The 13,371-nt window shown below is 55.0% G+C and carries 11 protein-coding genes, 1 pseudogene and 1 other annotated feature; of the genes and pseudogenes, 3 read left to right on the forward strand and 9 right to left on the reverse strand.

Annotated elements, in window-relative coordinates; genetic code table 11:
• Positions 1–198 precede the first annotated feature (198 nt).
• Complete coding sequence (gene tonB / locus OCH02_RS04280; RefSeq protein WP_261118443.1) at positions 199–945, forward strand: TonB system transport protein TonB; 747 nt, start codon at positions 199–201, stop codon at positions 943–945.
• Positions 946–1,014: 69 nt separating this feature from the next.
• Here tonB and yciA read toward each other — a convergent pair whose 3' ends face one another.
• Positions 1,015–1,443: an acyl-CoA thioester hydrolase YciA gene (gene yciA / locus OCH02_RS04285; protein ID WP_012145405.1), complete on the reverse strand. Its 429-nt coding sequence runs from the start codon at positions 1,441–1,443 to the stop codon at positions 1,015–1,017.
• 75 nt (positions 1,444–1,518) lie between these two features.
• Complete coding sequence (locus tag OCH02_RS04290; protein ID WP_135316807.1) at positions 1,519–2,058, reverse strand: septation protein A; 540 nt, start codon at positions 2,056–2,058, stop codon at positions 1,519–1,521.
• A gap of 234 nt (positions 2,059–2,292) precedes the next feature.
• Between OCH02_RS04290 and OCH02_RS04295 the strand changes: the two genes are divergently transcribed.
• Positions 2,293–3,996, forward strand: coding sequence for a SulP family inorganic anion transporter (locus tag OCH02_RS04295; RefSeq protein ID WP_261430033.1), 1,704 nt, complete (start codon positions 2,293–2,295; stop codon positions 3,994–3,996).
• Positions 3,997–4,193: 197 nt separating this feature from the next.
• Here OCH02_RS04295 and OCH02_RS04300 read toward each other — a convergent pair whose 3' ends face one another.
• The gene (locus OCH02_RS04300; protein ID WP_261430035.1) at positions 4,194–4,946 is read right to left on the reverse strand and encodes a YciC family protein; all 753 of its coding nucleotides are present in this window, start codon (positions 4,944–4,946) and stop codon (positions 4,194–4,196) included.
• A gap of 354 nt (positions 4,947–5,300) precedes the next feature.
• Between OCH02_RS04300 and ompW the strand changes: the two genes are divergently transcribed.
• On the forward strand, positions 5,301–5,945 hold the full coding sequence (gene ompW / locus OCH02_RS04305; protein ID WP_261094634.1) for an outer membrane protein OmpW: 645 nt from the start codon (positions 5,301–5,303) through the stop codon (positions 5,943–5,945).
• Between the two features lie 47 nt (positions 5,946–5,992).
• On the opposite strand, the gene OCH02_RS04310 is transcribed toward ompW, so the two are convergent.
• The 6 genes and pseudogenes from OCH02_RS04310 to OCH02_RS04335 all read right to left on the reverse strand — a co-directional run bounded on the left by OCH02_RS04310 (position 5,993) and on the right by OCH02_RS04335 (position 13,078).
• Positions 5,993–6,307, reverse strand: a complete 315-nt coding sequence (locus OCH02_RS04310) for a BON domain-containing protein (RefSeq protein ID WP_012145400.1) — start codon at positions 6,305–6,307, stop codon at positions 5,993–5,995.
• A 220-nt stretch (positions 6,308–6,527) separates the two neighbouring features.
• Positions 6,528–7,334 (reverse strand): tryptophan synthase subunit alpha, encoded by an 807-nt coding sequence (trpA, locus tag OCH02_RS04315; RefSeq protein ID WP_261430036.1) that lies wholly within the window; start codon positions 7,332–7,334, stop codon positions 6,528–6,530.
• Positions 7,334–8,527, reverse strand: a complete 1,194-nt coding sequence (gene trpB / locus OCH02_RS04320; protein ID WP_172491194.1) for a tryptophan synthase subunit beta — start codon at positions 8,525–8,527, stop codon at positions 7,334–7,336. The genes trpA and trpB overlap by 1 nt, the downstream gene beginning before the upstream one ends.
• A 28-nt stretch (positions 8,528–8,555) precedes the next feature.
• On the reverse strand, positions 8,556–9,917 hold the full coding sequence (gene trpCF / locus OCH02_RS04325; protein ID WP_261430788.1) for a bifunctional indole-3-glycerol-phosphate synthase TrpC/phosphoribosylanthranilate isomerase TrpF: 1,362 nt from the start codon (positions 9,915–9,917) through the stop codon (positions 8,556–8,558).
• Between the two features lie 3 nt (positions 9,918–9,920).
• Positions 9,921–11,516 (reverse strand): annotated as a pseudogene (trpD, locus tag OCH02_RS04330) (bifunctional anthranilate synthase glutamate amidotransferase component TrpG/anthranilate phosphoribosyltransferase TrpD).
• The gene (locus OCH02_RS04335) at positions 11,516–13,078 is read right to left on the reverse strand and encodes an anthranilate synthase component 1 (RefSeq protein ID WP_261430037.1); all 1,563 of its coding nucleotides are present in this window, start codon (positions 13,076–13,078) and stop codon (positions 11,516–11,518) included. Before OCH02_RS04335 ends, trpD begins: the two are co-directional and overlap by 1 nt.
• Positions 13,079–13,103: 25 nt before the next feature.
• Positions 13,104–13,207, reverse strand: a sequence feature (Trp leader region).
• Positions 13,208–13,371: the final 164 nt, after the last annotated feature.

A 13,371-nucleotide genomic window follows, 5' to 3' on the forward strand; every position in this document is an offset into this window, starting at 1 on the left:
TTTCGTTTTGGCCAGGTAAATCAGGTTAATGAAGCGTGTGAAAGCCTCAGTGAAAAGGCAAACGAAAGGTTAATATCCTCATGAGTTTGCAGGTTTTAGCGATGAATAATGACGATTAGAGCGATAGTTTGCCATTCGTTATTGAATATGATTGCTATTTGCATTTAAACTTGGCGAACCAGAGGAAACAGAATCATTATGCCGCTAAAAAAGATGTTCCTTAATCGCCGTTTGTCCGTGCCAATTATCCTGTCTGTTGGCTTACATAGCGCCCTGGTGGCGGGTCTGCTCTATGCTTCTGTCAAGGAAGTGATGGAGTTGCCGAAACCTGAAGATGCGCCGATCAGTGTCATGATGGTTAATACCGCCGCGATGGCAGAGCCGCCTCCGCCTGCACCGGCCGAACCCGAGCCAGAGCCGCAGGTCGAGCCTGAACCCGAGCCGGAACCGGAACCGCTCCCAGAGCCACCGCCGAAGGCGATACTGAAGCCGGAGCCGGTAAAACCCAAGCCGAAGCCAAAACCTAAGCCAAAAGTCGAAAAAACCGTTAAGCGTGAGCCGCAGAAAACCGAGCCGCGTGAGCCGTCGCCGTTTGAAAATAACCAGCCGGCCAAGCCTGTCGATAGGGCTCCAGTGAAGCAGGCGCCGTCAGCGCCGGTTGCGGGCAATTCGCGTGATGTGGCACCGAGAGCCCTCAGCCGTCCCGACCCGATTTATCCGCCGCGTGCCAGGGCATTGCAGATTGAAGGCAATGTGCGGGTGAAGTTTGATGTCGACAGCGATGGTCGTGTGAGTAATGTGCGTATCCTGTTTGCAGAACCACGCAATATGTTCGAGCGAGAAGTGAAGCAAGCAATGCGTAAGTGGCGTTATGAAGCGAAGGAAGGGAAGGATCTCACCATGAGTATCCGCTTTAAAATTAACGGCACCACTGAAATGAACTGATTGAAATCAGAGCCAATAAAAAAGGGTCGCCATTCACCAGGCGACCCTTTTTGCTTTTTGCATTCCGGCTTATTCTTCGAAGCCCACGCGGAAGTTCATCTTGCCATCGGGCAGGGCGCGTGAATTACCTTCGTCGTCTACTGCAACATAGGTAAACACCGCTTCGGTCGCTCGGTAGCGCTGGCCGATAGGGGCGGAAGATACTTTTTTGACCCACACTTCGATATTGATGGTGATCGAGCTGCGTCCGGTGCGGATACAGTGCGCATAGCAACATACCACATCACCCACCGCGACCGGTTTCAGGAAGGTCATACCATCCACTCGCACGGTGACGACGCGGCCTTCGGCAATTTCTTTCGCCTGAATAGCGCCGCCAATATCCATCTGCGACATCAGCCAGCCGCCAAAAATATCGCCGTTGGCGTTGGTATCTGCCGGCATCGCCAGCGTTCGCAGCACCATTTCGCCACTGGGTAAAGGTCGTTGTTGAGTCATAGCTGTCTGCTTATCAAAGAAGGGATTTCACTATACTGCCCGTAGCAAAGGCTACGGGCATTAACAATTTTGTAACTATTTTTTCTGTTCTTCCGGCATATGCCGATAAATATAAACGCCGCTGAGCAGGGTAAATACCAGCGTCAGCGCGGTCAGCCCGAAGACTTTAAAGTTAACCCAAACGCTCTGGGGCAACCAGAAGGCAACGTAAATATTCGCCAGGCCACAGGCCAGGAAAAAGACCGCCCAGGCCAGGTTGAGATTATTCCAGACCTTATCCGGCAGCGTCAGCTCTTTACCCAGCATGCGTTGAACCAGGGGCTTTTTCAGCACCAGTTGGCTAATCAGCAGCGCCAGCGCGAACAGGCAGTAAATGATCGTCACTTTCCATTTGATAAACAAATCGTTATGGAACACCAACGTCAAAGTGCCGAACACCAGCACCATCAGGAAGGTGATCAATGTCATCTTCTCAATTTTGCGGTATTTGAACCAGGTGAACACCAGCGCCAGGGCGGTAGCAACAATCAATGCGCCAGAGGCAACATAGATATCGTAGAGCTTATAAAAAGCGAAAAAGACAATTAACGGGAGGAAATCAAGAAACTGCTTCATAAATCAATCCATCATCTGTTCATCGGCCGACTATACCGGATTTGGCGGGCTCTGTGTACCGCTGGCAACTGCTGATTATCGGCGTTTGGCCGCCGGATTTCCGCCATGAAAGCAGGAATTTGCATAAACTTACGATTGAGGTCGCGAGTTCGCGGCGGGCAGATTGCCAGCACGGCATTGGCATCGCATGATACGCGCAATAATAGCCGGATAATTTATAACGGAAAACAGTTTATGCAGTGGAAATCTCTCCAGGCGCTTACGCCCGGTTTGACGCATTTATTAGGATATCAACGCAGTTGGCTCAAACCGGACATCCGCGCCGGGCTTTCCGTCGCCGCTGTGGCATTGCCGGTAGCGATTGCCTACGCCGAATTGGCCGGAGTCAGTCCGATAGTGGGGTTATATTCCTGTATTTTGCCGATGGTAGCCTACGCATTTTTTGGCTCATCACGCCAACTGATTGTGGGGCCGGATGCGGCGACCTGCGCGGTCATTGCCGCCGTCGTGACCCCGTTGGCGGCGGGTAATATGGAACGCCACTGGCAATTGACCATCATGATGACGGCGATAATGGGTGCCTGGTGTCTGCTGGCCAGCCGCTTCAAGCTGGGCGCATTAGCCGATTTACTTTCACGGCCGATACTCAGCGGTTTGCTGAACGGCGTGGCGATTACCATCATGGTCGATCAGATTGGCAAGGTGTTCGGATTTGGCGTGCATCAGGCGCAGTTGATCGAGCGTATTTATGCGCTGCCAGGCAACCTGATGCACAGTGATTGGCTGACCATGGCGGTTTCGTTACTGGCTTTAGTTACGCTGATCGGGTTTAAAAAATGGCGGCCCAACTGGCCCGCACCTTTATTTGCCATTGTTCTGGTCACGTTTGTTACCTGGGCAGGTGGGTTGCAACAGCATGGTGTGGTGACGGTCGGCGGTTTTAGTGATGTCTTGCCGATAGTGCAGTGGCCGGATTTTCAACCGGGTTTGCTACGTGACATGGTGATCCCGGCGCTTAACCTGGCCGTGGTCAGCTTTGTCAGCATGATGCTGACCGCACGAAGCTTTGCGGCGAAAAACGGCTATGAGGTGAATGCGGATGCCGAATTTCGTGCGCTTGGCTTGGTGAATATCGTCTCGGCGCTGTCGCAGGGGTTCGCCATCAGCGGGGCAGATTCGCGCACTGCGGTTAACGATGCCAACGGCGGCAAGAGCCAACTGGTATCGATCATTGCGGCGGCGGTGATTGCCTTCGTGCTGTTGTTCCTGATGGCACCGCTACAGTTTATTCCGGTCGCGGGGTTGGGCGTGGTGCTGATGTACGCCGCCTGGTCGCTGTTGGATATTCGTGGCATCTGGATCATGCGGCGTCGCAATGCCCAGGCCTTCCGGCTGGCGATGTTTACCTTCCTTAGCGTATTGCTGGTGGGGGTGATCAGCGGTATTGGCCTGGCAGTTTTACTGGGTCTGATGCAGTTCCTGCGTACGGTATTTCGCCCGACGGAACAGCTGCTGGGCGTTAATGACGAAGGCATGATCCATTCGATGGGCAACAATAACGGCATTAAAGCGGTGCCCGGTGTGATGATGTATCGCTTCAATTCGCCGCTGACCTATTTCAATGTGGCGTATTTCAAACGGCGGATCCTGAACCTGGTGGACAGCACACCGTTCCAGCCGCGTTGGGTGGTGGTGGATGCCGTTGCCAGCTTTACCCATGCCGATATCAGCGTACTGGCGGCCATCGACGAATTGAAACGTGATTTGTTACAGCGTAACGTGAAGTTGGTATTGGCAGGACGGCGAACCGAGCTGACGCGCTGGTTCCGCATCAATAGGTTGGGGCGCGATCGAGAGTTGATACTGGTGCCGGACTTGTACCTGGCGCTGAAGCTGATTCAAAGTAAGGAGCAGGCGGAACCCGCTGTGGCTCAATAAACAAAAGGCACGCCGAAGCGTGCCTTCAGACTACTGACAAAGCCCGTTATTAGGGAGAGCGTGCCGAAGGGGTCGTAGCGGCTTGCCCGCCGGAGTGCCCCTCGGTGCGCTAGGCCCGGGTATCTCGGATTCAAAGACAACTTTGTCATCAAACTCAAGGCACGCCGAAGCGTGCCTTTTGGATTTCTAACGGAAGATTAGCTGCGCAGCAGCATATACAGACGGAACAGGTAAATCAGCAACAGGGCCGAAACCAGGTTGCTCAGGGCGGTCAGCACCACGCTGGCGACGTTCGGGGTCAGCACTGAAAGGTGGCTCACCATAAACAGCACCAGCAGCTTGGCTGCCAGCCACAACATCATTGCCGGAACAATCACCCGCGCATTGGCGAAGGCCAACTTGCAGCTCAGTTTAATCGAGGCGAATACGCCTTTCTTGTCGGTAGCGGTAATCACCGGAGCCAGCGAGAAGGCGATCGCCATGATCACGCCCGGCACCACAAACAGCGTCAGGCCCAGCTGGATCAACAGCGTGCAGATAAACAACAGCAGCAGTAAACGCGGCAGTTCCGGCGCGGAAGCTCCGATAGCGCGCAGCGCGCTGATGCGTTGCCCCTGAGAAACCAGACGAATCAATGTCAGCATCCCGCCAACCAGCAACACGTTGCCCACTAATGCGGAAAAAGTGGCGGCGGCTGAAACCTTCAATAACACCATTTGTTGCTCAGGCGTCATTTGTTGAATGATTTCCTGGATCCCCATACCGGCGGATGCAGCAAAGTCACCTTCCGTTGCGCTCAGGATCTTCAACTGTTCGATGTCAGGGCTGAAAGCCTGATTGAGCAGCACAGAAATGAACGCGGTCAACAGCGCCAGCATCAGGATACTGGTCAGTTGGTTACGGAAAAAATTAAAACTGTCACGGTACAACGTGTTGGCCGTGATAGGCATGCAGACTCCTTGGCATCGAGAAACAGAGATAAGTCAAAATCAGTGGGCGATTGTACCCTGTTCCAGGCCGCTGTGGCACCCCGCGAAGTGCACTGTGACGATTTCTTCTGCAATCTGCTTTATCGCTAACCTTTGCCACCTTTCAAGCTGCGTTCCTGCGTCTTAACATGCAGATAATTTGCAACAAAAGGCATTTTTTGATTCAGATCAATCCTTGATTTATTAGCCTCTTAGGTAACCTTGTTTTTAGTAGGAATTAAAACTTTTACACATAAGATGTGATCTCGATGGGATCATAAATACCCGTAAGTAGGTATATTCCCCTGGATGATAACCACACAAATGGAATGGATAATGAAAAAGACAACTCTGGTGGTATTGGCGGCAATGATGGCCCCTATGTTGGCAAGTGCGCATCAGGCAGGCGATTTTCTGTTCCGCGCAGGCGCTGCTACTGTGCGACCAAATGCCGGATCGGACGACGTGTTGGGGCAAGGCTCATTCAGTGCCGACAATAATACCCAGCTTGGTCTGACCTTCGGCTATATGGTAACGGACAATATTGGCGTCGAACTGCTGGCCGCAACGCCGTTTCGTCACAAGGTAGGGCTGAACGGTTCTGCGGTGAACGGGGATATCGCAACGGTACGCGACCTGCCGCCGAGCCTGATGGCGCAATACTATTTCGGCGACAAGCAGGACAAACTGCGTCCGTACCTGGGGCTGGGCGTTAACTACACCACCTTCTTCGATGAGAAATTCAACGATAACGGTAAAAGCGCAGGGCTGAGCAACCTGAGTTTGAAAGACTCCTGGGGCGTAGCCGCGCAGGCGGGCCTGGATTACAACCTGGATGAGCACTGGATGCTGAATATGTCAGTGTGGTGGATGAACATCGAAACCAAAACTCGCTTTGACGATGCGGACGGTAATCATCACAGCATTGATACACGTTTGGATCCGTGGGTGTTTATGTTCGGGGCAGGGTATCGCTTCTGACAGGGATGAAACAGGGAGGCGCACGCAGCGCCTCCGTTTTATTTTTACTACTTGATATTCATGACGTTTTCAACGGATTTCACACCCGCTACGCCACGAGTCACCTGCACCGCGCGGTTGGCATCGGCGCTTGAACTGACAAAGCCGCTCAGTTGCACACGACCTTTAAAGGTCTCGACACTGATTTCGGTGGACTTGATGGTTTTATCCGCCAGCAGCGCTGACTTCACCTTGGTCGTCACTACCGTATCGTCAATATAACCGCCAGTCCCTTCAGATTTCGCTGTTGGCGCGCAGGCACTCACTGCGAATGCCACAACGGCTGCCATGCATAAGACCGAAAGGGTTTTAAATAGCTTCATAAATTACTCTCCATGCAATGTTATTGTTGAAACTACATTCGGGTTTTCACCTGAAAACGTAGCGCATTTCCCCAAATAAAGAAATGCCCGACGCGCAGGGTTAATTGTGAGACAAGAATCAGGTTTGTTCAAATCCAAGGTGTAAAAAAAATAGCACAACTTTGAAGAGAAACAATATGTTAACAACGGGCATAGGTTATCTACGCCCGTTGCTGGTCAATTATGCCCGGGTTGCAGCTTTCATTTCACTGACGAAGGTCGACAATTGCGCCAGCATTTCGGCCGGTTGCGTATGGTTTTGCTCGATAATCTTGACGATCGCCGAACCGGATATCGCCCCAGCAGCCCCGGCCTGCAGCGCATCACGCACCTGGGCCGGCTCAGAGATACCAAAGCCCTGCAGCGGTGGTGCAGCATGGTATTCACGCAGTTTGTTCACCAGATGATGCAGTGGCAACTGGGCGCGGCTTTCGGTTCCGGTTACGCCTGCACGTGACAGCAGGTAAGTGTAGCCCCGGCCATGTGAGGAGATTTCACGCAGTAAATCGTCGTCAGCATTTGGCGGGCAGATAAAGATTGGCGCAATACCATGACGGATAGCGGCGGCACGGAAAGGCGCGGACTCTTCATACGGCACGTCGGCAATCAGCACCGAGTCTACGCCCACTTCGGCACAGCGTTGGTAAAACGCATCGATCCCCTTATGGAACACCAGGTTGGCGTACATCAGCAGGCCGATAGGAATACTGGGATGTTTCTGGCGGATGGCCGCCAGCATGTCGAAACACTGAGTCGGCGTAACGCCAGAGGCGAATGCACGCAGCGCCGCACTTTGAATGGTTGGGCCGTCAGCCAGTGGGTCAGAGAACGGGATTCCCAATTCCAACGCGTCGGCACCGGCTTCAACCAGGGTGTCGATGATTTGCAATGACAGTGCCGGGTCAGGATCGCCGAGGGTCACGAACGGGACGAAGGCGCCTTCCTTGTTGCTTGCCAGGCGGTTGAACAGTTGCTGGTAACGTTCCATCAGATTTCTCCCCGTGCTTTCAGAATGTCGTGAACGGTAAATATGTCTTTGTCGCCGCGGCCGGACAGGTTAACCACCAGGATCTGTTCCTTTTGCGGTGTTTCACGGATCATTTTCAGCGCATGCGCCAGAGCGTGGGAAGACTCCAGCGCCGGGATAATCCCTTCACTACGCGACAGTGCTTTGAATGCGTCCAGCGCTTCGTCATCGGTAATCGATACGTACTCGGCGCGACCGATACTGTTCAGATAGGCGTGCTGCGGCCCAACGGAAGGGAAGTCCAGCCCGGCAGAAATGGAATAGGACTCTTCAATCTGGCCTTCGGAAGTCTGCATCATCGGCGCTTTCATGCCGAAATAGATACCGACGTGGCCGTGTTTCAACGGCGCGCCGTGTTGGCCGGTTTCGATACCCAGGCCGGCAGGCTCAACGCCGATCAGCCCCACGCTGGTATCATCGATAAAGTCGGCAAACATGCCGATAGCGTTGGAGCCGCCACCCACGCAGGCCAGCACCGCATCCGGCAGGCGGCCTTCACGTTCCAGCATTTGCGCCTTGGTTTCTTCACCGATCATACGTTGGAACTCACGCACGATAGTAGGGTACGGGTGTGGGCCAGCAGCGGTGCCTAACATATAGTGGGCGGTTTCGTAGCTGCCGGACCAGTCGCGCAGCGCTTCGTTACAGGCGTCTTTCAGCGTAGAAGAACCGCTGTGTACCGGGATCACTTCCGCACCCATCAGGCGCATGCGGAATACGTTAGGTGACTGGCGTTCAATATCTTTGGCACCCATATAGATGCGGCATTTCAGACCGAGCAAGGCACAGGCCAGGGCCGAGGCCACGCCATGTTGACCGGCACCGGTTTCGGCGATGATTTCGGTTTTACCCATGCGTTTGGCCAACAATGCCTGACCCAACACCTGGTTGGTTTTGTGCGCACCGCCGTGCAGCAAGTCTTCACGCTTCAGGTACAGCTTGGTTTTGGTACCGGCAGTGAGGTTTCTGCACAGCGTCAGCGCCGTTGGGCGACCGGCGTAATTTTTTAGCAGGTCGATAAATTCAGCCTGAAACTCTGGATCGCGCTGGGCGCTGACAAAGGCTTCTTCCAGTTGTTTTAAGGCCGGCATCAGAATCTGCGGCACATATTGGCCACCAAATTCGCCGAAGTAGGGGTTAAGCAGCGTCATTATAGTTCCCGTTATTATCCGTTAATGATCTTCAGTAAGCGCGCAGGGTCTGGAACACCGCCGCCAGGCGGGCAGGATCCTTAATGCCGGGCTGGCTCTCAACGCCGGAGTTAAAGTCCAGACCGGCACAGCCGAGTTTGGCCGCGTCAACACAGTTGTCCGCGCCCAGGCCACCGGCCAGCATCACGTTTTCAAGGTTTTCGCCGTGCAGTACCGACCAGTCGAAACGCTGCCCGGTACCGCCCGCGCCGTTGTCCAGCAGATAGCGGTCAACGTACTGCAAATCGCGCTTTGGCAAATGGTCTTTTACGCTCAGCGCCTTCCAAATTTGGCAGTCGGTCGGCAGTTCGGCACGCAAGGCGGTGATATAAGCTTGATCTTCAGCGCCGTGCAGTTGCACCGCTTTCAGGCCCAGGCGCTCGACGCTTTGTACTACCGTTTCTACCTGTGCGTCACAGAACACGCCGACGTATTTTAGCGGTGCGCCGGAAATGACTTCACGGGCACGATTGATATCAACATAGCGCGGCGAGCGCCCGACAAAAATCAAACCACCGTAGACGGCACCGGCCTGATAAGCCGCGGCAGCATCCTGCGGGCGGGTCAATCCGCAGACTTTATTGTCGCCCAGTATCACCCGACGCACGGCGGCGCGCAGGTCTGTTTCTGACATTAATGCGCTGCCAATCAGGAAACCGTTGGCAAAGTGGCTCAATTCGCGGATCTGACCGTAATTGTTGATGCCGGACTCGCTGATCACCGTCACGCCGTGTGGCACACGTGGCGCCAACTGACGGGTGCGATCCAGGTCGATACTCAGGTCGCGCAGGTCACGGTTATTGATGCCCACCACGCGCGCTTCCAGAGCAATGGCCCGTTGCAGTTCTTCTTCACTGATCACTTCGGTTAGCACGCCCATGTTCAGGCTATGGGCCACTGCGGCTAGCTGGCGGTATTGTTCGTCGTTAACCACCGACAGCATCAGCAGGATGGCATCGGCCTGGTAGAAACGTGCCAGATAGATCTGATACGGATCGATAATGAAATCTTTGCACAGCACCGGCTGTGTCACAGTTTTGCTGACCAGCGGCAGAAAATCGAAACTGCCCTGGAAGTATTTTTCGTCGGTCAACACCGAGATTGCCGAGGCAAAATCTTTGTAGACCGACGCTATTTCTACCGGATCGAAGTTTTCGCGGATCAACCCTTTGGAAGGGGATGCCTTTTTACATTCAAGAATAAACGCCGTTCTGGCTCCCTCTAACGCGTGGTAAAAACCGCGTTCACTTGGGACGATTTCATTTTGAAAACTGGCCAATGGCTGTTGTTGCTGTCGTGCTGCGACCCATTGCGCTTTGTCACGAACAATCTTGTTGAGCACGGTTTCCTGCATCATTTATCCTCTTGCTGCCAGTGCGGTGACACGCTCGTAAGCTTGCCCGCTGTGAATCATGTCCATTGCCTGCTGCGCATTTTGGCGCAGGTCTTCATGCCCGAATAACTTCAACAGCAGCGCCACATTAGCGGCTACCGCAGCGGCGTGCGCCGGGTCACCTTTACCTTGTAACAACCTTGCCAGAATGTCACGATTTTCTTCCGGCGTACCGCCCAGCAGGGCTTCCAGCGGATAGCTTTGCAGCCCGAAGGACTGTGGCGTTAACTGATAGCTTTCAATTTCACCGTTGTTCAGTTCGGCCACGTGGGTAGTTGCATGGATCGCGACTTCGTCCATACCGCCGCCGTGCACCACGGCCGCCCGTTGATAACCGAGCACGCGCAGGGTTTCGGCAATCGGCAGCACCAGTTCCGGGCTGTAAACGCCGATAAGCGCCAGAGGTGGACGTGCCGGGTTGATCAACGGGCCGAGCACGTTGAACACCGTGCGGGTTTTCAACTGCTGGCGTACCGGCATCGCATGGCGGAATCCGGTGTGGTACTGCGGGGCGAACAGGAAGCACACGCCCAGTTCGTCCAGCGCCTTACGCGCTTCGTCTGCCGGTAAATCCAGACGAATGCCAAATGCTGCCAGTAGATCCGATGAACCCGACCGGCTGGAAACGCTACGGTTGCCGTGTTTGGCCACTTTGGCGCCGCATGCCGCCGCCACAAAGGCGCTGGCGGTGGAGATATTAATGCTGTTGGTGCCGTCACCCCCGGTGCCGACGATATCGGCAAACGGGTAGTCCGGGCGCGGGAACGGCAGGGCATCGGCCAGCAATGCCTTGGCTGCACCGGCGATCTCTTCCGGGTGTTCGCCGCGAATCTTCATGCTGATCAGCGCGGCGGCCAGTTGGCTTGGCTCCAGTTCACCGCGCACAATGGCGCTGAATAATTGCTGGCTTTCCTGCTGGTTCATCGACTCTGAACGGTACAGCTTTTCAAGAATAGTTTGCATCGTCGTTTCCCCTCGTTATTTCGCCAGCGCCCAGGCCAGAGTCTGCTCAAGCAAACGTGCGCCGTGGGTGGTCAGGATCGATTCCGGATGGAACTGGAAACCGCATACGCGATGCTGGTCATTACGGACTGCCATCACCATTTCGCCAAACTGGGCGTTAACGGTGAGTTCGGTCGGAATATTGCTGCCAACCAGTGAGTGGTAGCGTGCCACCGGCAAGGGATTCACCATACCGGCAAACATGCCTTCACCATCGTGGCTGATTGCCGAGGCCTTGCCATGCAAGATCTCGCCGGCCTGGCCGACGTGGCCGCCGTAGGCTTCGACAATCGCCTGATGCCCCAGACAGATGCCGATAATCGGCAACTGGCCACGCAGGCGCTGCAACAACTCCGGCATACAGCCGGCCTCGGACGGCGTACCCGGACCCGGTGACAGCATCAGCACCGGCTTTTCAAACTGCTGCAGGCGTTCGATAATCACGTCGGCAGAAATCTGGTTACGGTAAATCACTACCTGATGACCGCTGGCGCGCAGTTGATCGACCAGGTTGTAGGTAAAGGAATCGACGTTATCGAGCAGCAAGATATCGGCCATCAGAACACCTCCTTGGCATGGTGCGCGCTGGCAATGGCACGCAGCACGGCACGTGCCTTATTACGGGTTTCATCGGCTTCCGCCTGAGGAACAGAATCCAGCACCACGCCGGCGCCGGCTTGCACGGTAGCAATGCCGTCTTCAACATACGCGGAGCGGATGACAATACAGGTATCCAAATCGCCGGTGGCGGTGAAATAACCGACTGCGCCGCCGTAGCTGCCGCGACGGGTGCCTTCAGAGGCGGCGATTAACTGCATGGCGCGTACTTTGGGGGCGCCGCTCAGGGTGCCCATGTTCATACAGGCCTGGTAGGCATGCAGCACGTCGAGGTCGGCGCGCAGGGTGCCGATCACCCGGGATACCAGGTGCATCACGAAAGAGTAGCGGTCTACTTTGGTCAGGTCGGCCACGTAGCGGCTGCCGGCCTGACAGATGCGTGCCAGATCGTTACGCGCCAGATCGACCAGCATCAGATGCTCGGCCAATTCTTTATGGTCGGTTCGCATTTCCAGTTCGATACGGCTGTCGAGATCCAGATCCAGCGAACCGTCGGCGCGGCGACCACGCGGGCGGGTACCGGCAATCGGGTAGATCTCGATCTGGCGGTTACCGGCGTCGTATTTCAGCGCGCTTTCCGGCGAAGCACCGAACAGGGTGAATTCGTCATCCTGCATATAGAACATGTAGGGGCTTGGGTTGTTGTCCTTCAGCGTCTGGTAAGCGGCCAACGGAGCCGGACACGGCAGTGAGAAACGGCGTGATGGTACCACCTGGAAGATTTCGCCCTGACGGATGGCCTGTTGCAATTCGCTGACAACCGCACCGTATTCTTCATCGGTCTGGTTACAGCTCAGTTGCATGTTTTCCAGCTTCTGGTGAGGGATAGGCTGCGGTGTCTGTTTCAATTGTACCTGCAACTGTTCCAGGCGCTGTTGCAAGCGCTGTTCTTCCGCCGTATCGGCCGTGAAAACGCTGGCCTGCAGACGGGCAACGCCGCGCTGATGATCCAGCACCAACAAGGTTTCCGCCAGATAGAAGCAGAAGTCCGGGCAGCGGCTTTCCTGACGCAGCGCCGGCAGGTCTTCGAATCCGGCGACCAGATCGTAGGCAAACAGCCCGCCGAGCATCACCGCTTCACGTTCGTCAGCCGGGGAGTCAACCAGCGTCAGTAGGGTGCGCAGTGCATCAAACACCGACAGTGAACGCAGGCGGGCATCTTCATCCTGAATGGCATCAATCACCGGGAAGGTCAGTTCACGCCCATTAGGACGCACCTGGATCTGGACTTCTGCCGGCAGGGCCTCATCCAGCAGCGGCAGCATCGCCGCGCCGTTGGCGGTCAACGCCTGCAGCGTCACGGTGTGGCCCAGTGCGGTGATGCGCAGAGCGCTGTCGACAACCAACAGGCTTTGCAGATTTTGCTTGCTGTTGATCTCAGCCGATTCCAGCAGCAGGGTGGCCGGGCGAGCGCCGCACAGCTGGTGGAAAATAGTGGTCGGATCGCCCCGGTAACTGGCCTCCGCCTTCAGTAATTTGAGTTGTGGTTTGATGTTCATCATTGGTGGTTCCAGTTAAAATTTGTCCATAAAAAAGCCCGCGTTACCAGCGGGCTTAGGGAATCTGCAGTGTCAGATGACAGGTATGCGTGATTACTCCGCCCGAAAAAGGGAGTGACGCCACCAACGAAGAAGAGAAGTTTGCTTATTCATTTCTGTGCTCTCTTGTTTATCATCCAACCAGGGAACTGCCCTGAACTTGTGTACTAGTTAACTGGTTCGCAGGGATAAAGTCAACCCTCTTTTCGCACAATGTTTTAGCACCAAGAATGAATTGTTTTCATCAAGGGGAAGAG

It is taken from the genome of Serratia quinivorans (assembly GCF_946227985.1).
In the GTDB taxonomy this organism is placed as follows: domain Bacteria; phylum Pseudomonadota; class Gammaproteobacteria; order Enterobacterales; family Enterobacteriaceae; genus Serratia; species Serratia quinivorans_A.

Excerpts from the sequence above, each read along its gene's own strand:
- tonB (WP_261118443.1), top strand. The coding sequence starts at position 199 with ATGCCGCTAAAAAAGATGTTCCTTAATCGCCGTTTGTCCGTGCCAATT.
- yciA (WP_012145405.1), bottom strand. The coding sequence starts at position 1,443 with ATGACTCAACAACGACCTTTACCCAGTGGCGAAATGGTGCTGCGAACG.
- OCH02_RS04290 (WP_135316807.1), bottom strand. The coding sequence starts at position 2,058 with ATGAAGCAGTTTCTTGATTTCCTCCCGTTAATTGTCTTTTTCGCTTTT.
- OCH02_RS04295 (WP_261430033.1), top strand. The coding sequence starts at position 2,293 with ATGCAGTGGAAATCTCTCCAGGCGCTTACGCCCGGTTTGACGCATTTA.
- OCH02_RS04300 (WP_261430035.1), bottom strand. The coding sequence starts at position 4,946 with ATGCCTATCACGGCCAACACGTTGTACCGTGACAGTTTTAATTTTTTC.
- ompW (WP_261094634.1), top strand. The coding sequence starts at position 5,301 with ATGAAAAAGACAACTCTGGTGGTATTGGCGGCAATGATGGCCCCTATG.
- OCH02_RS04310 (WP_012145400.1), bottom strand. The coding sequence starts at position 6,307 with ATGAAGCTATTTAAAACCCTTTCGGTCTTATGCATGGCAGCCGTTGTG.
- trpA (WP_261430036.1), bottom strand. The coding sequence starts at position 7,334 with ATGGAACGTTACCAGCAACTGTTCAACCGCCTGGCAAGCAACAAGGAA.
- trpCF (WP_261430788.1), bottom strand. The coding sequence starts at position 9,917 with ATGCAGGAAACCGTGCTCAACAAGATTGTTCGTGACAAAGCGCAATGG.
- OCH02_RS04335 (WP_261430037.1), bottom strand. The coding sequence starts at position 13,078 with ATGATGAACATCAAACCACAACTCAAATTACTGAAGGCGGAGGCCAGT.